Here is a 25414-nt window from a genome sequence, read left to right as displayed (position 1 = left end):
GTGCTTGTTACACTAATGGAAATGCTTAAATTGTAACCGACTATTTTATGGCAAAACCTAACAAGAAAGGGCCGGTTCGCACCGTGCAGATTTCTTGTCTGCAGTGCAAAACGCCCATATTTAAATACCGCAAGGGTGGTAAAGGCGCTTTAGTAAAATGCTTTATTGAGCGTATTGTTGAAGACCACACCACCAAACCGTGCCATTGTCCTGGTTGTGGGCAGGAGTTTGCACGCGAGACCATGATTCGCGGCACCCCTGCCTACAAAATTATTGGCGGCAAAGTTCACTCAAAGTAGGCAACTAATGACAGTTTCTATTACCGAAAAAACTAAACACGCGTATTCTCGAGTGGCCGAGCAAGCAAGCTCGTCTCTGCTGCGTCAGCCACAACGGAGTATGGCGGATGAACTGCACTTATTAGCCGATGAGGTCGAGCAAAACGAAAAACGCGATGTCTACGGCAGTGGCGCGCTTATTAATGACTTTGAAGATGAAGTTGCTCGGCTGTTGGGTAAGCCTGCTGCGTTATTTTTACCGACCGGGACCTTAGCTCAGCCACTGGCGTTACGTATTCATGCAGACCAACGCCAACGCAATGGCGTTGCTCTGCATCCGACCTCGCATTTAATGCTGCACGAGCAAATGGGTTTTGAAGCACTGTGGGGACTCAACGGTACAACAACAGGTGAAGCAGGCAGTCCAATCACATCAGAAGACTTGAAAAACGTTCAAACTGCCGACCTTGGTAGTGTGCTGTCAGAGCTGCCAATGCGCGAAATTGGCGGTCAACTGCCAAATTGGGACGACTTAGTTTCGCAATCGGAGTGGGCAAGAGCTAATGATATTGCCATGCATTTAGACGGCGCCCGACTTTGGCAAGTGCCGGCAGCTTATGACTGTTCGCTAGCCGAAGTCTGTGAGCTGTTTGACTCTGTTTACGTCAGTTTTTACAAAGACTTAGGTGCTATTTCTGGCGCTGTACTTGCGGGCTCTGAAGCTTTTATTGAACAAGCTAAAGTCTGGGCTCGTCGAGCCGGCGGCAATGTTATTACTCAGTATCCGCAGATAATCTCTGCACGCCGTGGCTTACGAGAAAACCTTCCGCTTATGGGTGATGCTGTGAGTTACTCTCGGGCGTTAGGTGATGCGCTCAATGAGCTGAATGGAATTCGGGTCAACCCGGAAAAACCGCAAACCGCCATGTTTCACTTACACTTCGCTATAAACGCAGAAGACTTGAGTAAAAAAATCATTGATTACGTCAACAACACCGGTGTAGTTATTTTGCCGCTGCCACGAGCCGAAATAAACGGCGAAGCGATTTGTGAAATACCGATTGGGAGAAATGCAATGTCGCAGCCCCACAGTTTCTGGCTACGACATTTTAAAGCGTTTATAGAAACACTTTAATGGTGATTCTCGTGCTCTTCGTCATGCCCGTTTTCATGGTGCTCAGCATGCTTACCTAACACATGATTCAGTGTTTCAAGGTAGCTTTTACCAAAGCCTTCAACACGTTGTTTGTTCATTGCCTCAGAGCCTAAATGCACTTCTTCCAGCGAATTTGCTGCAACGTCGAGCTCTTTACTCAGACGTGCTAGGGCAACTTCCAGGGTATATGTCAGTTCATGCACTTTTGCCATATCTTTGGGTGGCATATCTCCTTCAATAATTTCCTGCAGTTTCGCATTGTATTTTGTCAGGTTCATAATTGCCTGATGCAAGTTGTCAGAAGGCTCTGGCTTAAAATGCTGATAACGCTGGTCATCATCGTCGGCAACAGCCGCAACATTAAACAGCAACGCCGCACCTGCTAAAATCATTGTTAACGCTTTCATAAAAACCCCATTGATTGTTAATGGTTCTCATTATTGTTCTTTCGTCTCTTTTTTACAAGCCGAATACGTATGAATCTGATATTCTTAGCTTGATACATATCAAGGAGTGCCGCAATGTTTTCCTGGTTTGAGCGCCGACTAAACCCTTTCCCAACGGAAGAGCCGACACAAGCACCCACCGGCTTTTTTGCCTTCTGCTGGCATTACACGAAAGGGTCGACTCCCTTTATTGCCGTTACTGCCATACTCATGGCTGCTATAGCCATTGCTGAAGTTTGGTTATTTGGCTTTCTCGGGCAAATTGTTGACTGGCTCGCCGCTCAAAATAGGGAAACATTCCTGAGTGACCAATTCTGGCCACTTGTTGGTATGAGTTCACTGGTTCTCATTGGTTTACCACTACTCGTTTGGTTTCACTCGTTACTGACACACCAAACGCTGCTGGGTAACTTTCCTATGCGTATCCGGTGGTTAGGTCACCGGTACCTCATGAAGCAATCGATGAGCTATTATCAAGATGAATTTGCCGGCCGAGTTGCAACCAAGCTCATGCAAACAGCTCTGGCATTGCGCCAGTGCATTATGACTTTCATTGAAATTGTAAACTATGTGGTTGTCTACTTCCTGGGAATGTTTGTCATTATTGGCAGCGCCGACTGGCGAATGATGCTGCCGCTTGCCTGCTGGCTCGTACTTTATGCGCTACTGCTGCGTTATTTTGTACCCAAGCTAGGCAAGGTATCAGCAGAGCAGGCCGACGCCCGCTCTATCATGACCGGCCGCATTGTCGACTCTTACACTAATATACAGACCGTTAAGCTGTTTTCGCATTCTCAGCGCGAAGCAGCGTTCGCCCATGACGGTATGGACACCTTTCTAGGTACAGTCCATAAACAAATGAGGCTAGTCACTCAACTTTACGGATTCCTTTACTTTATTAATTGTGCGCTGCTATTTGGTTCAGCAGCAACCGCTATTATTTTGTGGATGGATAATGCCGTTACTTTAGGTGCTGTTGCGGTCGTTATTGGTCTGGTTCTTCGTTTGTTTGGTATGTCGCAAATGGTTATGTGGCAAATGTCGACGCTGTTTGAAAGCATCGGTACTGTACAAGATGGTATAGGCTCAATAGCGGTTCCTCAGCGTATTGTTGACGAACCTAACGCACCAGCGCTTAAGGTGTCACGAGGCGATATTCACTTCGACCACGTGCAGTTCCATTATGGCAAAGGCCATGGGGTTATGGACGACTTCAACTTACACATAAAGCCAGGCGAAAAGGTCGGTATTGTGGGACGCTCAGGTGCGGGTAAATCGACCCTGGTGAACCTATTGTTGCGCTTTTACGATGTTGAAAGCGGCGAAATTCGTATTGATGGTCAAGCCATTCACAAAGTACAGCAGGACAGTCTGCGCGCCAATATTGGAATGGTCACCCAGGATACCTCTCTGTTACACCGCTCTGTACGTGACAACATCTTATACGGCCGCCCGGATGCGACCGAAGAAGACTTAATGAACGCAGTGCGCCGCGCCCATTGTGAAGAGTTCATTGCAGAGTTAAGTGACAGCAAGGGGCGTAAAGGGCTGGATGCTCATGTCGGTGAGCGGGGCGTAAAACTGTCTGGCGGACAACGCCAGCGCATTGCCATAGCTCGTGTGATGCTTAAAGACGCACCCATTCTCATTTTAGATGAAGCTACGTCAGCGCTCGACTCCGAAGTGGAAAACGCCATTCAGGAAAACCTGTACCAACTAATGCAGGGCAAAACCGTTATAGCTATTGCTCACCGTTTGTCGACCATTGCCGCAATGGACAGACTGGTAGTGATGGATCAGGGGGCAATTATTGAGCAAGGCAGCCACGAACAGCTGCTTGCCCAGGATGGTTTATACGCGAAGTTGTGGCGCCACCAGTCTGGCGGATTTTTAGCAGAAGAGACTTAAGTTTATATTTCCAGTGCTTCCCCTGACTCTACCTTTGCAAATTTTACGTTTAGCTCAAGTAACCGTCGTTTACCTCTGGCCGTCATATCTGTAATAAACTGAAACTGCTGCCTGGGGTCAATTGGGTAGGCTTTTAAGCGGTACTTGGTACCCCAGGGCTGTTCAGCGGCCGTTACCGCCATAGGTTTACCAAGTTGCAGGTAAGGGCTGGTTAAAGCAACTTCTTCCAGCGCGTCGCGAATTTGATAAGCATCTGCCTCTGGCTGGGTGTAAAACTCGGCAATGCACATTAAACTTGGGCCGCCGTTATTGGCGTTGTGTATTAGGTTATCCCACAACTTCAGGTGAGGCACCCAAATAACCGTGTCATCGTTGGTCACCAGCTCAACCGTACGCATGCCTATGTGTACAACCTCACCATAACTGCCATCGACTTCTATCCAGTCTCCGGGTCTGTAGGGCATTTCATGAATAGCCACGATACCGGCAATGAGGCTACTGACGTAATCCTTTAATGCAAAACCAATGGCTAGGCCTGCCGCACCCAACACCGCTACCATGTTTTGTAATGTGGGCTCTATAACCAGAGGGACTATCATGACCAGGGCTAATACCAGAATCACAATTCGTAGCATAGGCACCAGCGCCAGTGTGTAAAGCCTTTGCTTGCCGTGCAGATGTGACGCGACCCAAGGTATCAGCTTCTGCGTTAGCCATACTAAACCGACAGCTACAGCGATAACGATGACAATTTCTAAAATGGCAAATGTGTCTAGCGACTTAAATATGCCAGCAACGTTTTTGACCGATTCAGTTTCCATTTTTAAGCATCCTAGAATTTATCAAGCCAAAAACCACGAGAGGCCAAAAAGTCTCTAACAACCGGATACCCTCGCGCAGTTATGTACCAAAGGCTGTCCTTAGAGGCAGTGTCCTGCTTTGAGATAAGTGACTGCTGTTGCAAAATTTGCAGCTGTATCTGCAGTTGGCTCGCTGAAACGATAGGCAATACTTGAGCAAGCTGACTACTGGTTAGGCCATGATGAACCAATAAGGCGTAGCATACGAACGCAGTGGCATCTTCCACCACTTGTGGCAACTGCGGCAGCTCAAAAGCCTTATCGCTATTGCGATGGTAGCGATCAGAGTATGCGGCGGCGATACCCGGGTTGCCTCGGCTGAGCGCTGCCAATGCGCGTAAACGCCCCTCGCCGCGTGCCAGCCCTATTCGTTCCAATGCCTGGTCGTCGAGCCCTTGCAAAGTCCACAGTTCCGAAACCGGCACTGGCCAAACTTTTTCTAAAAATGCCCATGCCCAGCTGTCACAAACAATGAGGCCTTTACCCGCCTCTCCCGACAAAGCTTTTGCGAAAAACTCGCGAGTCCAGCGCAAGCCATTGGTTTGTCGTAAAAAGGTATGAGCCAATTGCGGCATTAGCCACACTTTGGTTTTGGTGAATTTAGGAGAGGGTGGGTCACTCGGTTGGCACAGTGTGTCTCTGTCCGGCAGCTTCATGGTCGACACATTGTTCTGCTGCGCCCACTGCTGAACGGCTTCAGCAACGCCCGAACGAGGCGGCGCAATAACCCAGCGCAAACTGTTATCATCCTTGTCATTCAGCCAGTCTGAAAATACGCTATCTAACTCCTTTATTGCCTCATCCAGCTTTAATTCGAACGCGTTTTCATGCTCGTCTTGTTCGTCATTTTCTGACTTTGGAGATAACCAATGGGTAAAATTCTGCCACCATTTTTTTACAGTAATAACGGTTGGAACCGCAGGGCGTTCAAACTCGTTAACTGTTACCCATTGCCAGGCTTTTTTAGGCGCTTCAGCCATAGTTGTTTCCCTGTTATGTTCGCCAGAAAATAACTTCCTATCAGTCGATAATAGAGTGCCTTTGCGCAGAGTCCAATCAAAAAATTTCAAAAAACCTCTTGAAAGCCATTTTGCCAGTACACATTTAAAGGGTAAGGCTGGTGTCTCAAAGAGAGCCGCCTTGTAACGACACACGCTGTGTCAATTTATTAACCATTTAACAGTTATTGCTTCTAAGGAGAATGACTATGGCAACTATCGACTTAAGCCCTCTATATCGTAGCAGTGTAGGATTTGACCGTATGGCATCTTTGCTGGATTCGGCACTACGCTCAGATACTGGTGCAACTGGGTATCCTCCCTACAACATTGAATTGGTAGCAGAGAACCAATACGCCATTACCTTGGCGGTTGCAGGTTTCGAGGATAGTGACTTAGAAATTGAAGTAGAAAACGGCGTTCTTCGTGTGACCGGTAAAAAAGCCGAAGAAAACGAAAAACGTGAATTTCTGCATCGCGGCATTGCAAACCGTGCCTTCGAACGTAAGTTCAGCTTAGCTGAACACATTGAAGTCACTGGCGCTGCTTTGAAAAACGGTCTGTTGACTATTGGCTTAGTGAAGAACATTCCCGAAGCCATGAAGCCAAAACGCATTAGCATCGGCAGCTCGACTAAAGATCTGCTGGAAGATCGTTCTAAAAGCAAAGAAAGTGCTGCGTAAATTAATGCACTGGATGAGGGGCGGTGAATAACCGCCCTTTTTTAACGTTGCCACTCGACTGGGTGCCCACAGACAAAGCCCTGGATATAGTCTACGCCCAGCTGAGTGAGTTTAATTCGAACTTCGTCACTCTCTACACCAACGGCACAAACCTCCACGTTGGCCGCTTTGGCTAAGCGAACGCAACTTGCGACAAGCTCAGCATCTATAGTGTCGATAAGCATATTCTGAACCCAGAACCGATTCACTTTTATTTGCGTTAACGGTAACTGCCTTAATAATTGAAACGAGTTATAGCTGCTGCCAAACTGATCTATTGCCGTACCAATACCCAGCTCTTTTAAGTTTTTAAACAACTGATACGTTTGGTCGAAATGTTTGAAAGCATCGGGCTCAGACACCTCAAACACCAACTGGTTAGGCTGGATAACCGAGTTTTTAAGCGCCGCTTCAATGAATTGAATAAAGCCGTCATCTTCAAGACTCTGAGTCGACAAATTAATGTGACAACGCCAGGTTCGGGTTGCCTCAAATGGGTTTTCATTGAAATGCTCGACGGCCTCCCGCACTAGCCAGCGATCAGCCTTGCCCATGACGCCTGCCCGCAACGCAGCACGCAAAAATTGCTGGGGTGCTATAGGCTCATCCGTATTCGAGTCGGGCAAGCGGAGCAGTAACTCGATACAGTGTTTGTCGGCGTTACGCGCCGCACTGACTATGGGCTGGACATAGAGCGTCCAGTTTTCCTCTCTTAATGCTTGCTTAAGCTTCTGCTCCCACTCTAACTCGGCTTCGCCTAATAAGCGTTTCTGGTCAGCTTCACTGTATGAGTGAACTCTGTAATCACCTTGCTGCATAGCAAGTTTTAACGCCTCCCGAGCTTGCCGCAGTAATGTACTGGCAGACACTTCAGAGGAGTCCGAATAAGCAATACCGGCATGGGCAGTGATCTGATAAATACGTCTGTCACTGTTGAAGCGAAACTCTTTACAATATTGCACCAACCGATGCGCCTGTGCGAAAACGGATTGCTCATCGTCGGTATTCAGCAGCGCAATCTCATGCTCGCTAACCCTTGCAATGCGCGAGTACTTAGGCGCCTTTTTCTTCAGGTTTATAGCAAGCTGCAAAATGGCTTGGTCTTTGGCATCAGCACCGGCCTGATCGGCAATAACTTCCAAACCAGACAGCTTAATAATAGTTACGCAGGCCGCCTTTTGGGCGTCGAGCCGAGACTGCAATAAACGCCTAAGCTCGCGTACATTTAATAAGCCGGTTACTGCATCATGGTGAGCCAGAAAATCGAGGTGAATTTCAGCTTCCATGCACTTGGTAACATCAGAAATACGGCCGGTGTTATCACCAAAATATTCGACATCGAGCCAAATTTTCCGACCGTCTAACCGGTCGACAGAAGTAAGCTGCCTCTTACCCTCAATAACAAACCCTTTGGGCCAGTGGGCTTTAACCTGGTCGAACGAGTGCGCCGCCAAAATCGTTAACATTTGCTGGTTTACCTGTTTAAACGAACCATCGTCATTAAGTCGGAACCAGCCCTCACCCGTACGTTGCAGCAACTGCCACAACCTTCTTCTTAGCGTCTTTCTATTCTTTTTAAGCCCGACAATACGGCGCATTAATCGGTTCAATCGGTGTCTTTCCAGCGCCAGCAAAAACATCATCGTGGTTATCGTCATGGCACTGTAGAGTAGTAAGCCAGATACACCTTCCCAGATAGGGTTATAACGTGGCGATATGAGTAACCAAGCAACAATAACCGTTATCGCCAACAAGAATGTTTGCCAACGAAAGCCGGAAATTGGCTGTTTCTGGATACTGCGAAGCACAACAACCGCAGCCCATATCAACACACCATTAACCTGCGCAATAAGCAATGCGCTCTGCCAGCGGTCATCCAGCCACGGTAAACTAATAGTGAAACCCAGAGCAGCCGCCAAAACCACGTAACCAATACGGTTAAAACGGGACAACCGGAAACGAAAGCGCCCCCATTCCCAAATAAACCAACAAAGTGTCAGTACCAGCAATTGGCTGACATAAGTTTTTAACGCTGCAGCCAAGTCCGGAGAATAAGGAGAGAAATAAGTTATCCAGACACCACTGTGAAGTAGCAGAGACAAGGTAAATGCAGCACTGACACAACCAAACGTCAGCAATAGCCGGCTTTTGAAAAGCTGTGCGGAGACAAAAGCAGCCAAAGCCAGCAGAATAAGGATACCAGCGTTTACACCCAATGCGGTTTGTTGTTGCTGTTGGCGCAGCTCTAGTTCGGTCGACTGCCACAAACTAATAGTCGGCATTTGCTCCGGCCATTGTTGCACTGCAGTCACCAGCCAGACGGTTTGATTAGCAGGCAGGGTAACCGGCAACACGTGCTCATGAGATAAGTGTGGACGCTGCATCAATGGCGTTGAAAAGCTATTAGATAACTGACTCAAGGGAGTGCCACTGGAGTCGAGCACAAACACACTCACCGACGATAAAAACGGGTCACTGAATTTCACATAAAAGGTTTGAGACCGATTACTCCGATTATAAAGCGGAACACTGCTCCATATATTGGGCTTGGTACCTGCATAATTATGTTCACTGAGCTCCGCGGGACTTAACCAACGCGACGGTTCATTAACGGCAAGTCTATCAACCGGTACTGACGCATCGACGACACGGTATTTGAAATGCTGATTCAGCGTAACTTTAGAGGTTTGAGCTGACACAGAAACGGGCGTGCGAACTTCTGCACCAGCCAGCAGCGGAAGCAACAGTAACAGCCATAGCGCGTGTTTAAATATAGTCTGCATGTCGTAAGTTCGTTATAACCTCTTCGCTCATCTCTTCTAGAGCCTGCAACCATACCGCATCGCAAATGTCTGAATAGAATAATAGCCAGTGCTGATTATTAATAGTCAGACGCCAGCAAAACTGATCAGCTGCAATTTCTTTTTCGCGAATACGCGCATCCAATGTGTCGCATAACGCAGCCACCCAGCTATCGAGCTCTTGCTCTGCCGGTTTACTGTTTAAAGTAATGACTGAATGGCCGTTTGCTTCATCCATTAAATAGCTGCCGCTCACTTGCTCCTGACAAAAACGCTTCAATTGCACTCATAAATTCCTGACCATACCGAGCCAGTTTCACGTCACCAACACCGTTTATATCGAGCATATCATCAGCCGTGGTCGGATAATGTACACACATTTCCACTAACGCAGCATCGCTGAATACCACAAACGGTGCCACTTGCTCTTTGTCAGCAATATCTTTGCGTAGTTTCCGCAACCGCCTGAACAGTATTTTATTGTAGTCACCACGGTCGGTAATTCGGGTTTTTGTTGCGGTCAGCTCTAGCCTTGGCTTGGCTAATTCTAACGGCACTTCACCTTTTAAAACAGGTCGTGCCGCCTCAGTCAGCTGCAGGGCGGCAAACCGGCGGATATCCTGAATAATAAGCCCGCGGTGAATAAGTTGCCGCAATACCGAAAACCAATGCTCTTGGGGTTTTGACCGCCCCAGTCCGTAGGTTGTTAACTGGTCATGGCCTAACTCGATAATCCGTTGAGCCTTTGAGCCGCGCAGTACCTCAACGACATGATTAATACCAAACTGTTGTCCGACCCGGTACACACAGCTTAGCGCTTTCTGAGCGTCTTCAAGTGCGTCGTATCGAGTGGGCGGATCCAGACACAAGTCGCAGTTTCCGCATTCTTTGTCGGAATATTCGTTAAAATAATTCAATACAACAAGGCGGCGGCAGGTCTGAGCTTCCGCCATGGCCTGCATGGCTGAGAATTTCTGCGCTTCCACCGCTCGGCGCTGTTCATTATCGTGCTCGTCTATCATGCGCCGGATCCACTGAGCATCTCGCGGATCGTAAAGCATCATCGCTTCAGCAGGAAGACCGTCACGCCCGGCACGCCCAGTTTCCTGATAGTAAGACTCGACGCTGCGCGGAATGTCGAAATGCACGACAAAACGGATATTTGGCTTGTTAATACCCATACCAAACGCAACAGTCGCCACAACGACATCAATATCGTCACGCAGGAACTGTCGTAGCGTTGTCTCTTTAAGCTTATGCTCTAAGCCCGCATGGTACGGCGCCGCCCGAACACCGGACTGCTGCAAGCTTTCCGCCAATTCCTCTGTCTTCTTTCGGCTACCGCAATAAATAATACCGGCCGCGCCTTTTTGCTTTTTGACGTAGTCTTTAACCTGTTTTAGCGGCTTATACTTTTCCTGAACAACATAGCGAATATTGGGGCGATCAAACGAGCTGCGATGAACCAATGGCGCATTCAAATGCAATCGCTCAATAATGTCGTGCTGGGTGGCAGAGTCCGCTGTGGCGGTTAACGCCATAAAAGGGGTATTGGGCAAATAGCTGCGTAACACACCCAGCTGCCCGTACTCAGGCCGGAAGTCATGTCCCCACTGGCTAATGCAATGCGCTTCGTCAACAGCGATAAACGACAGGTTCAGCGTTTGTAAGCGTTCAATAAAGCTCGGCTGTAATATGCGTTCGGGGCTGACGTAAAGCAGCTTAATGTCGCCTCGTTGCAACGCCTGCAATGTACTCATCGATTGTTCTGCTGACACGCCTGAATGCAAAGTCGCTGCTTTTATATCCAGCGCGTTTAACGCCTCGACCTGATCCTGCATCAGGGACAATAGCGGAGAAATAACCACCGCAACCCCGTCGCTACAAATAGCCGGCAGCTGGTAACATAAAGACTTGCCACCTCCCGTTGGCATAAGCACCAGCGAGTCGCGCCCCTCCAGTGCCGCCTGCATAATCGCCTCCTGACCTTCACGAAATTCGTGATAGCCAAAGACAGATTCAAGCTTGGACTGAAGCGGATTTGGCGCCAGTTGTTCTGCAGTGCTGACTGCGCTACTACTCATGGTCGGCATCGTTTATTGACTTATTAAGTAACATCCTCTTATTGTAAGCGTCCTGTTCATTAATAACCATGCCCAAAATGGATACACAAACAATACTGACAAAAGTTTCCGACTTTATGAACACGCTGGTGCCGTTTCAACAGTTACTTGGCTTCGAAATTACGGAGTTTAACCCGGCCCGGGGCGAACTAAAGTTCCAATGGAAAGACGAGTTATTAGGTAATGTTCCACAACGTATTTTGCACGGTGGTGTCACTGCAACAGCGTTAGATACCGCCGGTGGCCTGGTTGCGATAGCGGGCATGGTTGACCGTTTAGAAGACCCCAGCGAAAGTTACCTTATGGAGCGTCTCAGCCGTTGTGGTACAATTGATTTGCGTGTTGATTTTCTTCGCCCAGGCCGAGGTAAAACCTTTATCGCCAGTGCCACTATTATTCGTTCAGGAAACAAAGTGGCCGTTGCTCGTATGGAGCTGCATAACGAGGAAGGCACGCACATCGCTTTTGGAACCGGCACCTACCTGGTCGGTTAATCTCTGATTAAGGAAAGCCAGTATGTCCGATGACGCTGTTCGGGCCCGGCAGGGCGTTTTCTTCGCACTTGCTGCCTACACATTTTGGGGCGTTGCTCCTGTTTACTTCAAACTCGTAAAGCAAGTTCCGGCTTTTGAGATACTCGCTCATCGTATTATTTGGGCTTTTGTGATGGTCTTTGTGTTAATTGTTGCTATGAAACGACTAGACCGCATTCGCCCCATTTTAAAAAGCCGCAAGCTCGTCATTCGGCTCACTCTAGCCACTTGTCTGCTCGGTGGTAACTGGTTCTTGTTTATTTGGGCAGTTAACAGCGACCACATGCTGGACGCCAGCCTTGGTTATTACATCAACCCCTTGCTGAATGTGGCCATAGGCATGATTTTCTTCTCAGAGCGTATGCGTCGCCTGCAACTGGTTGCTATTGGTTTAGCCGTGGTTGGTGTCGCTATTCAGGTTATTACCTTCGGTTCGGTGCCTTGGGTTGCTTTGGCATTGGCCTCCAGCTTTGCCACTTACGGCGCTATTCGTAAGCGTTTGCCTGTCGACTCAATTAGTGGATTGTGGCTGGAAACCGCCATATTACTGCCGGTTATGCTGATTTATTTGTTCGGGTTTGCCAGCTCGGCATCCAGTGACTTAACGGCCAACCCATGGACGCTGAATTTATTACTGGTAGCAGCCGGTTTAGTGACAACCATTCCACTGCTTTGCTTTACCGCAGCCGCGCAACGGCTCCGCTATGCGACCTTAGGCTTTTTTCAGTACATTGCGCCAACGCTTATGTTCATACTAGCGGTCGCTATTTACGGCGAGCCTCTGGATGAGAGTAAGCTGGTCACATTTATTATTATCTGGAGTGCACTGGCACTGTATAGCTTTGACTCTATTATACAGCGCCAGCGAGATAGAAAAGCGAAGAAATTAGCTTCAGCTGAGGCTGGCATCCATTGAGATGTCAGCGTTTAGCACCTTGCTGACCGGACAACCTTCTTTGGCGTTGTTTGCCAACTCCTGAAACTTGTCCTCGCTAATATCCGGAATACTGGCTTTTACCGTTAGATGAATTTTATCAATCGCAAAGCCGCCGTCTTGTTCTACCAGAGAGACCTCTGCTTTTGCATCAATATTGTCAGGCTCATAACCCGCTTCTCCGAGCATTAAGGAAAACGCCATGGCGTAACAGCCCGCATGAGCGGCACCTATGAGCTCTTCGGGGTTGGTGCCTTTGCCGTCTTCAAAGCGACTTTTAAACGAATATTGGGTGTTGTCCAATATGCCACTTTGTGTTGATACAACACCTGAACCTTCTTTAATACTGCCTTTCCACTGTGCATTTGCAGTGCGTTTCATAAAGCACCTCCAAATTTTCATGTATGTACTATAAACATAGTTGAAAAATGCACTTTTTGATCACTACTTTACACTTAGAACACAGGATCCAACCGAGCGTAGGCAACAACTAACCACTTGCTGCCCACATTGTCGAAGTTAATTTGAACACGTGACTGCGGGCCGGTACCTTCATAATTGAGCACGGTGCCTTCCCCAAATTTCGGGTGGCGAACGCGCTGACCCAGCGTGTAACCGGTCTGATCAAAAGCTTCGTGGCTGGCCGCGTTATTAAAGCGGCTGTAACTCGATGGCTTTTCAACACTGGTTTGCGCACGAACTTCGTGTAGCGTATCGGGTGGGATTTCCGCAATAAACCGGCTGATTCTGTGAAACAACTCCTGACCATAAATACGACGCTGCTCTGCGTAAGTAAGCACTAACTTTTGCATAGCCCGAGTCATACCTACATAACAAAGACGGCGCTCTTCTTCGAGTCTGCCCGGTTCATCCATCGACTGCTGCGACGGAAACATACCTTCCTCAACGCCCGTCATGAACACCAAAGGAAATTCCAGACCTTTTGCGCTGTGTAATGTCATGAGCTGGACAGCATCCTGATACTCATCCGCTTGCTCTTCACCCGCCTCTAAGGCTGCATGCGCCAGAAACGCGTTAAGTGGCGTCATTTCCTCTTCAGCGTCATCCAGGGTGAAGTTCTCACACGCAGTAACCAGCTCTTTCAAGTTTTCTACCCGTGTTTCTGCTTTTTCGCCTTTTTCTGCCTCGTACATGGCCATTAAGCCGCTTTTCTTTATAACTTCGTCACTTAAGCGGCCTAAGCTGAATTCTTCGGTTTCATCATCAAGCTCTTCAATAAAGTCGAGGAAGCTGCCTACTGCGTTTCGTGCACGTCCGGCCAACTGTTTTTCGTTCACCATGTACTTAGCCGCGTTCCACAATGACTCAGCGCGCTCCCGTGACGCCTGACGAATAATGTCCATGGTGCGTCCGCCAATGCCACGGGCAGGGGTATTAATGACACGTTCAAGCGCAGCATCATCGTCCCGGTTACCTAAAATTCTCAAGTAAGCCAGCGCATCCTTAATTTCCTGACGCTCGAAGAAGCGCAAACCACCATAAATACGATACGGCAGCCTTGCATGCAGCAAAGCTTCTTCTAAAATACGCGACTGTGCGTTACTTCGATACAAAATAGCGACATCTTGTAGCGAATTGCCATTATCTCGCCAGCCTTCGATTTGCGATACTATATAACGAGCTTCATCCATTTCGTTAAAGCCCGCATAAAGGCTAATGGGCTCACCCTCGTTCCCTTCAGTCCATAAGTCTTTGCCCAGGCGGCCCGAGTTATTAGAAATGACTGAGTTTGCTGCTTTCAAAATAGTGCTGGTTGAGCGGTAGTTCTGCTCCAGACGAATGGTTTGTGCGCCGGCAAAGTCTTCTAAGAACTGATGAATATTTTCGACTTTGGCGCCGCGCCAGCCGTAAATAGACTGGTCGTCATCACCAACAATAGTCACGCTGTTCTGCGCGCCTGCTAACAACCTCACCCAGGCATACTGAATGGAGTTGGTATCCTGAAATTCGTCCACCAAAATATGACGAAAGCGGTTCTGGTAATGCTCTCGTACAATACGGTTATTTCTCAGCAGCTCGTGCGCCCTTAACAGCAGCTCGGCAAAGTCCACCAAACCAGCGCGGTCACAGCTTTCCTGGTACAGCTGGTAAATTTCTTTCAGTGTCTGCTCGGTTGGGTCGTAAGTTTCGATATGCTCGGCTCGTAACCCTTCGTCTTTCTTGCCGTTGATGTACCACTGCGCTTGTTTTGCCGGCCAACGCTTGTCGTCTAGGTTGAGGCTTTTTATCAGGCGTTTAATCAGTCGCTGCTGGTCATCACTGTCGAGTATTTGAAAGTTTTGTGGTAGCCCGACATCCATATAGTGCGCTCTTAACAACCTATGCGCTAAACCATGGAAGGTGCCAATCCACATGCCTCGCACGGAGCTGCCTACTAGCTGCTCAACCCGGCCACGCATTTCCGCCGCCGCTTTGTTGGTAAAGGTGACCGCTAAGATACTGAATGGAGAGTAGTTTTGTTGTTGAATGAGCCAGGCAATACGGTGTACCAGCACCCGAGTTTTACCACTTCCGGCGCCAGCCAGCACCAGCATATGCCCGTCGGGTGCCGATACAGCTTGCTGCTGCCTTTCATTCAGTTCTGCCAGAAGAGGGTGTGTACTCATTAACGTTCACCTGATGTATTCAATTCAAAGATCTGCCGCCAGTGTAATAACGAATCACTGTATAAGCAACCAGTAGTGTCGTGTCAGGACCTTTTACGAAAGCAGCAACGACGTAAGCTGGGCTAAGTGGTCAATTTTGACGGTCGGTAATATCGACAGATGTTGTACTCGCCCTAAACCAGAGGTCAGCCATACTGACTGCCAGCCATGCCGCTGCGCACCAAGCACATCGGAATAGGGGTGGTCACCCACATGGAGAAACTCCTCTGGCTTAATCGCCGGGAAGTGTTGCTGTGCCTTTAAAAACATGTCTGGCAATGGCTTACCTCGAACGCCATTTCCCGGCTGCACGATTAAACTGAAATAGTCGGACAAGCCTATTTTTCGCGTATCCACATTGCCATTACTCAACGCAATAAGCTCATATCGCTCGGCTAATTGTTGCAATAGCTCAAGGCTTTCTTTTGGCGGCTCGAAGTTACTTCTGTGAAGTAGAAAATGATCCATAATGTCGTGTGCATGGGTCGCTGCATTCACCACACCAAACTGCTCTAAGCCATGCTGTAACGTGCGAATGCGCAGCTCTGTCATGTCACTGGCAAGCGCCGGGTCACTCTGACTGACTTTGTCTCGTAACTGGCGCCAATGGCTGACATCCCACGCAGCGGTTTCCGGAAACTTGTCCACAATGTACTGTTGCACCGAATACTCTGCAGTTTGCATCACCGGTACATTGTCATAAAGCGTGTCATCCAGGTCGAAGCTGATGATTTTAGGCGGCTGCCAACGGCGGAAAAACTGCATAAAGTTAAACTCCCAATACTATTTCTTTCTGGCTCTGGGGTGAGCACTGTCATAAACGCTGGCCAGTCGCTGAAAATCTAAGTGCGTATACACCTGAGTTGTGGATAAGTTGGCATGGCCCAACATTTCCTGCACAGCACGTAAGTCACCGCTTGCTTCAAGCATGTGCGATGCAAATGAGTGACGCAGTTTATGAGGGTGTAAATCCCCGACGATGCCCTGCTGCTTACCCCAGTAGTTTAGCCGTTGCTGTACCGTTCTGGGGCTTATCCGTTGTAATCGTTTACTGACAAATAGCGCCAACTCGGGTTTATCGGCAAGCCACACCTGGCGAACTTTCAGCCACTGTTTCAGTGCTTTCTCCGCACACCGACCAAAAGGCACTATACGCGTTTTACTGCCTTTACCGGTCACTCTTAACTGCATCATACGGTGGTCGATGTCGTCCCGGTTCAGACTCACCAACTCAGCCAAACGAATACCGCTGGCATATAACAGCTCCATCATAGCCGCATCACGAATGGCTATTTCGTCGTCAGCCGGTAAATCCAGTAAGTGGGAGATACTGTCGACATCAAGGTTTTTAGGTAGCCTTTTCGGCACTTTCGGTGCAGAAACTGAACTTGCGGGGTTGTCGTCTAAAGCATCCGACTCAACAAGGAACTGGCAGAATGTGCGCCACGCCGACAATTTTAGCGCAATACTGCGCTCGCCCAGACCAGAACGCCGCCAACCGACGAGCAACCGTTCTATGACAGGCACTCTCAGTTGCTTAGCATCAGTTATTTTTTGCTGCTCGAGCTCTTGAAGATCGGCCGCTATAAGCCGTTGATAGTTTTTAAGCGTTAATTCGGCGAGACCGCGCTCGCCGCGCAATTGCTGTAGCCACTTATCTTGCCACTCAAGCAGCGTCATGGCGTTTAATAAGCTCTGGCAAAACCGCACCCAACAGAGCTTGCAGCTGCTTTATAAGCAGCTTATCCATTGCCGGCTCAAAGTGCCCCGCGCTGCTACTTCCCACGGCCAACATGCCTAGCTCACCGTTTTCACCCAGTAACAGCAGGGCTACTGACTGAATACTTTCGTCGTTAAACAGCAGCTTATGTTCTTGCTCGGTTAACCGTCCTAAGTAGATCGACTCGTCACTAAAACGCTTACTCAGTAGTTGTTTATGAGTATCAGACGCAAACGTGTATTGTTCATCGAGCTCTACCGGGCTTTCAAAAAACTTGAGCGTTAACACCGGCATATCGAGTTCATTTTCAAAGGTGTTTTTCAATTGTGAGAGCACGTCGCTCAGGCTGTCGCAGCGCAGTAACTGAACATAGAGGTTGCTATAGGCGTTAAAAATAGCCTCGTTACGGCGAGCATTAATCATCAACTCAGTAATTTCTTCTTCCAGCTGCTGAACTCGCTGTCTGAGTTTTTGCTGCTGCCTTTCAATTAACGACACGGCACCTTTCTCGCTATGACGAAATTGCAGCTGCGCTAACAGGTCCTCATTACGCGTGAAAAAGTCCGGGTTTTCCTGCAAATACTCGCGTATCAGGCTGTCATCAATTTTTTCGTTTAACATCGAGTTCAATTCGTTACTCATAACACCATTTGTCCATCGTAAATCAGCTCTGCCGGGCCCGTCATTTTAACAGGCTGTCCTTGTTGCCAGCGAATCAGTAAGTCACCACCTGGCAGCGATACTTTTACACGCTCATTCAATAAGCCTTGTTGTATACCTGCAACAGCCGCGGCACAAGCGCCACTACCACAGGCCTGGGTTTCACCAACGCCACGTTCAAATACCCGAAGTTTTATTTCATCGGCTGACAGCTGCTGCATAAAACCGACATTGACACTCTCCGGAAAACGTTCATGCGCAGCGACAGCTGCGCCTAGGGTGTCCACTGGCGCTGTATCAACGCTATCAACAGCGATAACACAATGTGGGTTACCCAAACCAACAACACCACACATCACGGTTTCATCGTTAACGCGCAACACGTAAGTTTGCTCAGCTTTTTGCGCTTTAAACGGCACTTGCGCGGGTTCAAATAAAGGCTCCCCCATATCGACAGTCACTTGACCGTCTTTTTCCAAATGCAAAACCATTTTCCCGGCTTTCGTACTGACTTTAAGGTGGTTTTTGTTACTCAGGCCTTTAGCTTTCACAAATTTCGCAAAGCACCGTGCGCCATTGCCACACTGTGACACCTCGCTACCATCGGCATTAAATATGCGGTAATGAAAGTCTAAATCCGGGTCGTATGGCGGCTCAACCAACAGCAGCTGATCAAACCCCACACCGGTATGGCGACTTGCCCATTGGCGAATTTGATCAGGATTTACGTATAAATTCTGCGTGACATTGTCGACGACCATAAAGTCATTGCCGAGCCCGTGCATTTTAGAAAAGTGCAATAACATAGTTAGATGTAATCCTTATCTAGCAAATGCTCGCCGCGAATAAGGTCATCGAAGCTTTCACGTTCCCTGACCAAACGTGCGTCACTCCCGGAGACCATAACCTCCGCAGGGCGTCCACGCGAATTATAATTGGAGGCCATAGTGAAACCATAAGCGCCGGCGTGTTTTACCGCAAGAATATCGTCTTGGGCAACATTCAGATGTCGCGCATGCCCCAGAAAGTCACCGGTTTCACAAACAGGCCCGACAATATCGCTAATTTGCGGTGCATCGTCAGTTTTCTCTTTGACCGGAACAATGTCATGCCAAGCTTGATACAACGACGGTCTCAACATATCGTTCATTCCAGCGTCGACCAGAACAAAGCGTTTATCTTCTGACGGTTTAATATATTCAACAGAGGTCAGAAGTATCCCCGCATTCGCAGCTATGGCTCTGCCGGGCTCTAACATTAGAGTAACGTTGGGAAAGTCTTTAGCCATTTCGACCAGTTCGGTCAGGTACTGCGCTTTGTCTAATGGCGTCTCGTTTTGATAAGACACACCAAAACCGCCGCCTAAATCTAAGTGTGTCAGTTCGATACCGTCTTTTTTAAGGTCGACGAGCAGCTCGAACATGCGCTTGGCGGCGTCTAAAAATGGCTCTGGCGTCATAATTTGTGAGCCAATGTGGCAATCGGCACCAATAAGGCGAATATTGACCAGCTGAGCCGCCTTTTTGAAAACCGCCTTTGATTGCGCCATGCCAATTCCGAATTTGTTGGCTTTCATACCAGTCGCAATATATGGGTGCGTTTTCGCATCGACATCTGGGTTAACGCGCAGCGACACCGGTGCCTGCTTATTCATTGCCGCTGCAATATCCTGAATGCGTTCCAACTCAGCTTCAGACTCTACGTTAAAGCAGCCAATGCCAGTCTCCAACGCCAATATAATTTCATCTTTTGACTTAGCCACGCCTGAGAAAACAATGCTTTGCGGCTTACCACCGGCGGCCAGCACACGCTGTAACTCGCCGCCCGACACAATATCAAACCCTGCCCCCTGGTGAGCCAAGACTTGCAGCACCGCAAGGTTACTATTGGCTTTAACCGCGTAACACAGTTTATGAGGGCTAGGCCAGTGTTGCTGAAACTGCTGCCAGTTATTCATCAGCTGAGATTTTGAGTACACATACAAAGGTGAACCGAATCGCTCGACCAGGCTTTGGCAGCCGATACCTTCAACATGAAGCTGATTATTTTTGTAAGAAATAGACTCACTCATTCTTCTGTATCCGTTGGTATCGTTTCCACGTCATTTTTTTCAGGCATTGGCGCTGGCTCAAGCGGCCCTTTTTGACCACAACCGACCACAATCATAAAAACCGTGGTTAATACCAGCGTCTTGATTACAATTCGACTAAACATCGCTAAACTATGACTATTCTCTTAAGGGTTCTATAGTGTCTATCATCGCACCCGAGCCCGAAAAAGTCATTAAGCGTTGTAAGGAAAACCATGACTCAAACTGTAAGAATTGCAACACGTAAAAGTAAGCTGGCGTTATGGCAGGCTGAGCACATTCAGCAGCGTCTTGAAGAGCTACACCCGGGGCTCACGGTAGAGCTTTTACCAATGTCCACAAAAGGCGACGTAATTCTCGATACGCCATTAGCCAAAATTGGCGGCAAGGGCTTGTTTGTCAAAGAGCTGGAAGTTGCCATGCTTGAGGGTCGAGCCGATATTGCGGTACACAGCATGAAAGACTTACCCGTTGAGTTTCCTGACGGTTTAGAGCTGCATACTATTTGCGAACGTGAAGATCCGCGCGATGCCTTTGTTTCAGGTAAGTACAACAACTTAGATGAAATGCCGGAAGGGGCGGTTGTCGGTACTTGTAGTTTGCGCCGCCGTTGTCAGGTTATGGAGCAGTTTCCACACCTGGTTATTAAGGACTTACGCGGTAACGTACAAACACGGTTACGCAAACTCGACGACGGTGAGTTTGATGCCATTATTTTAGCTGCATCTGGGCTTATTCGTCTGGAACTTGGTGACCGCATTACATCGTTCATTCCCGTAGAGCAGTCATTGCCGGCAAACGGACAGGGCGCTTTAGGTATTGAATGTCGTAGCGACGATGACGCCATGAAACAACTGCTTCAGCCTCTGCAGTGTCAGGAAACACGTACACGCGTGCTGGCAGAGCGAGCCATGAACCGTCGTTTAGAAGGCGGTTGCCAGGTGCCTATTGGTGCCTATGCGGAACTTAAAGGTGACAATGTTTATCTGCGTGGCTTGGTTGGAGACCCTGACGGAAAGCAAGTACTGCGTGATGAAATAGAAGGTCCTGCAAGTGACGCAGAAGCTCTTGGCACCGAATTAGCTGAGCGCTTGCTTAAGAAAGGCGCAGGTGACATTTTGTCAGCGGTATATGACAGCGATGCGGAAAAATAATAAGACCGTTTTATTGTTACGTCCCGAAGAGCGTGCGCAGCGCATATCTGAAGGGCTAACAAAAGCGGGTATAGCTCACTTTATTCACAGTTTTGTTCGGGTAACACCCAAGCAAGTGGATAAAAGTGAGGTGCAGCGCGTTAACGAAACCACCTGGGACGGTATTATCCTGGTGAGTAAGGCCGCTGTTGATTACGCATTGGATAACGGTTTCAAACCGAAAAAGAGTCGCTTCTTTGCTGTTGGTTCAGGTACTGCCAGATACGCCGCCGATACGCTAAAAGAGCCAGTGACCAGCCCGGCTTTTGCTCACCGTTCAGAAGGGCTGCTGGCACTGGAAGAATTCAGTAATGTACATGAACAAAAATGGTTAATAATAAGAGGCGTAGGCGGCCGCGAAGTACTTGCTGAGCACCTCAAAAAAAATGGCGCTGATGTCAGCTATTGGGAAGTATACGAGCGGCAACCTATTTCTCTGACAGACTCTTCCATTGTGGATAACTGGGTTTCCTCTGTCGATACCATTGTTGTCACCAGCGCTGAACAACTGAATCATTTTTTATCGGAATTACCAGAGTCCGCAAACCCGTGGCTGGAAAATTGCCAGTGGATAGTACCCAGTGAACGCCTGAAAAGTTTGATTCCTATTAAACAATCAGACAGTATCGAAGTCACAGAAAGCGCATCGGATGCTATTATTCTAGATGCGCTTGTAGCAAACGGAAACGCACACATGAACAGCGAAGAAACGACACAAGATAATAATGTAGAGCCACAGGTAGAGCAGGAAAAAGACGAGGTCGTCACGGCTAAGAAAAGCAGCCGACGCTTTTTCAAGCGGTTGCTATGGCTTGTTATACTAATTGCGATTGTCGCCGCGGCCTATTATGGCTATACGCGTTTCCCCGGACTGTTCTCAGCTGACAATGACCAACAAGTAACGTCGTCTGAACAGCAACCGGCAAAGACAGAACCGGAAGAAAAGCAAGATCCACTTGAAACGAGGCTTCAACAGCTGGAGCAGTCGCTTGCCAGTTTTGAACAACAGCTGCAGGAAACGCCTAATTCTCAAGACTTAAACAAACTATCTAACTCAGCTCAACAATTGCGCCAGGATTATGTTGCACTTCGTTCTGACTTAGAAAGTCTGCGCGATGAAGTGCGCCAAAGTCCGGCAGATCGCGCAGCCCACTGGCGTCTGCTGGAAGTAAAACAAATGCTCGCAACAGCGGCTCGTATGTTGTGGATACAGGAAGATTACGATTTAGCCGGCAAACTGCTTCGCTTAGCTGATAATCAGCTTTCAGGTATGGACAGCCGCGAGGCTTTGCGCACCCGCGAACTGCTTGCAAAAGATATCGAAAAAGTCAGTGCGTTGTCGTCGGTCGATAACACCGATGTGGTTATGACGCTAATAGGTTTGCAGGATCGTATTAGTAAATTACCGGACAACATCAACAACGAATACCGTATTGAAGGTGAAAACTCCGAAAGTTCGGCAACTGGCAAAAACTGGCAAGCCAATTTGGAGTCGAACTGGAATGACTTTCTGGATAACTTTATTCGCATTCAACCTGTCGAAGCAGACCCAGAGCCCTTATTAAACAAGTCGCACAGAGCGGCCATTAATGCACGTATCTCGCTGACATTCACGTTAGCGCAAGATGCTGCCCTTAAAGGAAATAATGAGCTGTTTAAACGATACGTCAATCAGTTGCCTCAGTTAATTATGCTGGTAAAAGGCGACAATGCCGCAACCTCCGATGTGGTCGAAAGACTTAAGAGCCTTGAACAGACTCCGAAAACACGCTCAACAGTCGATTCGCTTGAGTCGTTAGACTTTATAAGCCGGGCAATTGAGCAAGGGGATGCACTATGAAGTGGTTAATTGCTCTCGTTGTTTTACTAATTGTTGGCGCTATTTTGGGTCCTACAGCGTCTGGTAACGCCGGTTACGTACTCATCCAGTTTGCAGGTTGGTCAATAGAAGCCACTGTTGTAGGGCTTATCGTTGTCCTTGTCGCTATCGCTTTAATTACTACCGTGGTCGTATCTGTCCTGCGTCGTCTATTGAACAAAACGCAAAAAGGCGCAGCTTGGTTTTCGAATCGCTCAGACAGAAAAGCCAAACAGCTTTACGAAGAAGGTATTCGTTTGTTACTGGATGACTCCCCTGAAGACGCCTCGTTAAAGTTTTCAGCTGCATACAAAAAACGTGGTGCTCCGGAAACAGCAGCCATGGCCGCTTTAGCTGCCTGTTTAGCCAAAGATACAGGAAAAGCTCAGTACTGGCATGATGAAGCAGGAGGCTTTGTTAAAGGCTCAGATACATTGCTGAATATTCTTAAGGTGTCTCAGCAAGTCAGCGACGATCCTCATAATGCCGATAAAGCGGCCCAGGACCTATTAAACAAACACCCTGACTCCGCCCATGTTGCATTTTTAGCGAAAACAGCGTTTAAGGGCTCTGGAAACTATAAAGCACTAAAAGATCTGCTTCCCAAGTTAAAACAGCACTCTGAGTTAAGTCCGGCTGATTTTGAGCGGCTGGAATACGATGTTTACTTTGATTACTTTGTATCCGTTGGCCGTAATGGCAACGACACGCTAAAGGATGCTTGGCAAGGGTTACCTAGCAAACAACGAAGCGATGCGACCATTCGTTTGGCTTATGCTGCAGCTTTAAAACATCTAGGTGAACAAGAGCTGTCTGCAAAAGTAATATTAAAAGGGCTTAAGCGCGAAGATATACACCCGGCGGGTGTTAACGCATTGAAGTTGTTCAACGGTAAGCACGGAAAGCTTGTGGAATTCGTACAAGAAAAGTTGAAGCAAAACCCAGATGACAAAGACTATTTATACGCTTTTGCGTTGATAGCAATAGATAATCAGGACTATTCTCTGGCTCAACGAGCGCTTAAGAAGCTCGTCGATATTCAACCGAACGATAAAGCATACCGCCTACTGGGCGATGCTTATTATGCATTAGGAGACAGTCAATTAGCTGCTAACGCTTATAAACAAGCGTTAGCAGACTGACTGAAAGGGCGTTCCTTATTGGCGAACGCCTTCAATCGAGAGCTCCAGCTCGACTTCTTTAGCTGCCGGACCAAGGTTGTAGTCGATATTGTAGTCAGCTAAGGTTAAGTCGACTTCGCCAGAAAAGCCACGACGGAAGCCGCCCCAAGGATCTTCACCAGCACCCACATGCTCAATCTCAATAGCAATTTCTTTAGTCACGCCGTTTAACGTAAAGTTACCGTACAACGTGCCTTCACCGTCATCGTCGCTATCCGGCACGTACTTGGTGCTTTTAAAAGTCGCTTGTGGAAACTCAGACACATTTAGGAAGTCTTCACCGCGTAAATGCTTGTCTCGCTCGGCGTGATTAGTATCGACGCTTGCTGTATCAATAGTTACATTGACTGACGCATTTTCAGGCGCGTCTTCGTCATAGCTAAAGGAGCCTTCGAAGTCGTTAAAACGGCCATAGAGCCAGCTGTAACCCAAGTGGCTAATTTTAAACTCGATAAAGGCATGTTGGCCTTCGGTGTCTATTTTATAATCCGCAGCTAAAGCTGACGTACTAAACATCGCTGTACCTGCAATTGCAGCTGCTAATAATGTCTTTTTCATATCTATTTCCTCTCAGTTTTTCCAAACATACGAACTAAAGTTGTGTCTCGGTTTATAAAGTGGTGTTTTAATGCGGCTAATCCATGTCCTCCGGCTAAAATGACTAACGCCAATGCCGAGTACCAATGAACTTCTCCGGCAGTATCTTCTTGGCTTGGCAAGTCCGTTAACGTCGCCGGAACAGAAAATACGTCAAATACAGATATAGAGCTTCCATCAGCCGTCGAAATTAAATAGCCGCTTACCATGACCGTAAATAACAGTAGATAGAGTAGGGCATGACCCAATTTAACGCCGATAACTTCTATTTTATTACCTAAAGCCGCTGGTTTTGGATTTGCCATCACCCACAATACCCTTAGAACAGTCAGAATAAGGAGGCAAATACCAAAAGACTTGTGCCACCAAGGCCCTAGACGATACCACTGATCGTAATAGGTAAGCGTCAACATCCACCAGCCAAGCGCAAAAAGCCCGAAAACTATAAGTGCAGATAGCCAGTGTATGAGAATAGACACTAGTCCGTAACGTTTTGACGTATTTCGAAACATAGAAACCTTTCCTTATTTACTTACAAATAGTCTAGTTCAATATTTCGTTTTAGAAATTAATTATAAATGGGATGCGATCTTCGATTTATTAGAATGAAGTAGCCGAATGCTATTGCAGCAGGTGTGATGGGAGTCCCACCCAGAATACGGGCATAAAAAAAGCCCCCAGCATCAGCTGA

At 48.0% G+C, this 25414-nt stretch carries 25 protein-coding genes; 9 read left to right on the top strand and 16 right to left on the bottom strand.

Going from position 1 to position 25414, the window contains the following annotated elements:
• Positions 1-47 precede the first annotated feature (47 nt).
• Together CWI73_RS10920 and CWI73_RS10915 are read left to right on the top strand one after the other, a co-directional pair.
• Positions 48-299 (top strand): hypothetical protein, encoded by a 252-nt coding sequence (locus CWI73_RS10920; RefSeq protein ID WP_053953456.1) that lies wholly within the window; start codon positions 48-50, stop codon positions 297-299.
• A 7-nt stretch (positions 300-306) separates the two neighbouring features.
• Positions 307-1413, top strand: a complete 1107-nt coding sequence (locus tag CWI73_RS10915; protein ID WP_126752810.1) for a threonine aldolase family protein — start codon at positions 307-309, stop codon at positions 1411-1413.
• On the opposite strand, the gene CWI73_RS10910 is transcribed toward CWI73_RS10915, so the two are convergent.
• Positions 1410-1841 (bottom strand): DUF6746 family protein, encoded by a 432-nt coding sequence (locus CWI73_RS10910; protein WP_126752809.1) that lies wholly within the window; start codon positions 1839-1841, stop codon positions 1410-1412. The two genes, CWI73_RS10915 and CWI73_RS10910, sit on opposite strands and share 4 nt — an antisense overlap.
• 114 nt (positions 1842-1955) lie before the next feature.
• Between CWI73_RS10910 and CWI73_RS10905 the strand changes: the two genes are divergently transcribed.
• Positions 1956-3788 carry an ABC transporter ATP-binding protein gene (locus tag CWI73_RS10905; RefSeq protein ID WP_126752808.1) on the top strand — a complete coding sequence of 611 codons (1833 nt, stop codon included), beginning with the start codon at positions 1956-1958 and terminating at the stop codon, positions 3786-3788.
• Between the two features lie 2 nt (positions 3789-3790).
• Here the strand turns inward: CWI73_RS10905 and CWI73_RS10900 are convergent, their stop codons facing one another.
• Together CWI73_RS10900 and CWI73_RS10895 are read right to left on the bottom strand one after the other, a co-directional pair.
• Positions 3791-4609, bottom strand: a complete 819-nt coding sequence (locus CWI73_RS10900) for a mechanosensitive ion channel family protein (protein ID WP_126752807.1) — start codon at positions 4607-4609, stop codon at positions 3791-3793.
• A gap of 11 nt (positions 4610-4620) precedes the next feature.
• Positions 4621-5628: a hypothetical protein gene (locus CWI73_RS10895; RefSeq protein WP_126752806.1), complete on the bottom strand. Its 1008-nt coding sequence runs from the start codon at positions 5626-5628 to the stop codon at positions 4621-4623.
• Between the two features lie 227 nt (positions 5629-5855).
• On the opposite strand from CWI73_RS10895, the gene CWI73_RS10890 reads away from it, so the two are divergent.
• A complete protein-coding gene (locus tag CWI73_RS10890) occupies positions 5856-6329 on the top strand; it encodes an Hsp20 family protein (protein WP_126752805.1) in 474 nt (157 codons plus the stop codon).
• A 41-nt stretch (positions 6330-6370) separates the two neighbouring features.
• Here the strand turns inward: CWI73_RS10890 and CWI73_RS10885 are convergent, their stop codons facing one another.
• The 3 genes from CWI73_RS10885 to recQ are packed head-to-tail and all read right to left on the bottom strand — an operon-like array spanning position 6371 to position 11253.
• On the bottom strand, positions 6371-9151 hold the full coding sequence (locus tag CWI73_RS10885; protein ID WP_126752804.1) for an EAL domain-containing protein: 2781 nt from the start codon (positions 9149-9151) through the stop codon (positions 6371-6373).
• Complete coding sequence (locus CWI73_RS10880) at positions 9135-9455, bottom strand: DUF3630 family protein (RefSeq protein WP_241968892.1); 321 nt, start codon at positions 9453-9455, stop codon at positions 9135-9137. Before CWI73_RS10880 ends, CWI73_RS10885 begins: the two co-directional genes overlap by 17 nt.
• Entirely contained in the window at positions 9400-11253 is a 1854-nt protein-coding gene (gene recQ / locus CWI73_RS10875; RefSeq protein ID WP_053953490.1) for a DNA helicase RecQ, read from the bottom strand. Before recQ ends, CWI73_RS10880 begins: the two co-directional genes overlap by 56 nt.
• Before the next feature lie 68 nt (positions 11254-11321).
• Here recQ and CWI73_RS10870 point away from each other — a divergent pair, with 68 nt between their 5' ends.
• Both CWI73_RS10870 and rarD read left to right on the top strand, forming a co-directional pair.
• On the top strand, positions 11322-11786 hold the full coding sequence (locus tag CWI73_RS10870; protein WP_126752803.1) for a thioesterase family protein: 465 nt from the start codon (positions 11322-11324) through the stop codon (positions 11784-11786).
• Between the two features lie 22 nt (positions 11787-11808).
• Positions 11809-12741 carry an EamA family transporter RarD gene (rarD, locus tag CWI73_RS10865; RefSeq protein WP_126752802.1) on the top strand — a complete coding sequence of 311 codons (933 nt, stop codon included), beginning with the start codon at positions 11809-11811 and terminating at the stop codon, positions 12739-12741.
• Here the strand turns inward: rarD and CWI73_RS10860 are convergent.
• From CWI73_RS10860 to lptM, 8 genes are all read right to left on the bottom strand, one after another.
• The gene (locus tag CWI73_RS10860) at positions 12718-13140 is read right to left on the bottom strand and encodes an OsmC family protein (RefSeq protein WP_126752801.1); all 423 of its coding nucleotides are present in this window, start codon (positions 13138-13140) and stop codon (positions 12718-12720) included. The genes rarD and CWI73_RS10860 overlap by 24 nt on opposite strands.
• 74 nt (positions 13141-13214) lie before the next feature.
• A complete protein-coding gene (gene uvrD / locus CWI73_RS10855; RefSeq protein ID WP_126752800.1) occupies positions 13215-15386 on the bottom strand; it encodes a DNA helicase II in 2172 nt (723 codons plus the stop codon).
• Between the two features lie 93 nt (positions 15387-15479).
• Positions 15480-16190: an HAD-IA family hydrolase gene (locus tag CWI73_RS10850; RefSeq protein WP_126752799.1), complete on the bottom strand. Its 711-nt coding sequence runs from the start codon at positions 16188-16190 to the stop codon at positions 15480-15482.
• 18 nt (positions 16191-16208) lie between these two features.
• The gene (gene xerC, locus CWI73_RS10845; RefSeq protein ID WP_053953470.1) at positions 16209-17105 is read right to left on the bottom strand and encodes a tyrosine recombinase XerC; all 897 of its coding nucleotides are present in this window, start codon (positions 17103-17105) and stop codon (positions 16209-16211) included.
• Positions 17092-17787: a DUF484 family protein gene (locus tag CWI73_RS10840; RefSeq protein WP_053953471.1), complete on the bottom strand. Its 696-nt coding sequence runs from the start codon at positions 17785-17787 to the stop codon at positions 17092-17094. Before CWI73_RS10840 ends, xerC begins: the two co-directional genes overlap by 14 nt.
• On the bottom strand, positions 17784-18611 hold the full coding sequence (gene dapF / locus CWI73_RS10835) for a diaminopimelate epimerase (protein ID WP_126752798.1): 828 nt from the start codon (positions 18609-18611) through the stop codon (positions 17784-17786). The genes CWI73_RS10840 and dapF overlap by 4 nt, the downstream gene beginning before the upstream one ends.
• Before the next feature lie 2 nt (positions 18612-18613).
• Positions 18614-19876 (bottom strand): diaminopimelate decarboxylase, encoded by a 1263-nt coding sequence (gene lysA, locus CWI73_RS10830; RefSeq protein WP_126752797.1) that lies wholly within the window; start codon positions 19874-19876, stop codon positions 18614-18616.
• Positions 19873-20019: an LPS translocon maturation chaperone LptM gene (gene lptM / locus CWI73_RS12605; protein ID WP_420843943.1), complete on the bottom strand. Its 147-nt coding sequence runs from the start codon at positions 20017-20019 to the stop codon at positions 19873-19875. The genes lysA and lptM overlap by 4 nt, the downstream gene beginning before the upstream one ends.
• Positions 20020-20109: 90 nt before the next feature.
• On the opposite strand from lptM, the gene hemC reads away from it, so the two are divergent.
• From hemC to CWI73_RS10815, 3 genes are read left to right on the top strand one after another with little or no spacing between them, the layout of a single operon-like run.
• The gene (gene hemC, locus CWI73_RS10825) at positions 20110-21048 is read left to right on the top strand and encodes a hydroxymethylbilane synthase (RefSeq protein WP_126752796.1); all 939 of its coding nucleotides are present in this window, start codon (positions 20110-20112) and stop codon (positions 21046-21048) included.
• A complete protein-coding gene (locus tag CWI73_RS10820; protein ID WP_126752795.1) occupies positions 21035-22927 on the top strand; it encodes a uroporphyrinogen-III C-methyltransferase in 1893 nt (630 codons plus the stop codon). Before hemC ends, CWI73_RS10820 begins: the two co-directional genes overlap by 14 nt.
• Complete coding sequence (locus CWI73_RS10815) at positions 22924-24087, top strand: heme biosynthesis HemY N-terminal domain-containing protein (protein WP_126752794.1); 1164 nt, start codon at positions 22924-22926, stop codon at positions 24085-24087. Before CWI73_RS10820 ends, CWI73_RS10815 begins: the two co-directional genes overlap by 4 nt.
• 15 nt (positions 24088-24102) lie before the next feature.
• Here the strand turns inward: CWI73_RS10815 and CWI73_RS10810 are convergent, their stop codons facing one another.
• Positions 24103-24684, bottom strand: a complete 582-nt coding sequence (locus CWI73_RS10810; protein ID WP_053953476.1) for a YceI family protein — start codon at positions 24682-24684, stop codon at positions 24103-24105.
• Positions 24685-24686: 2 nt separating this feature from the next.
• Positions 24687-25235 (bottom strand): cytochrome b, encoded by a 549-nt coding sequence (locus CWI73_RS10805; RefSeq protein WP_126752793.1) that lies wholly within the window; start codon positions 25233-25235, stop codon positions 24687-24689.
• Positions 25236-25414 lie beyond the last annotated feature (179 nt).

Source organism: Idiomarina piscisalsi, assembly GCF_003987095.1.
Classification (GTDB): Bacteria; Pseudomonadota; Gammaproteobacteria; order Enterobacterales; family Alteromonadaceae; genus Idiomarina; species Idiomarina piscisalsi.
This window is presented reverse-complemented; position numbering and strand designations above follow the sequence as displayed.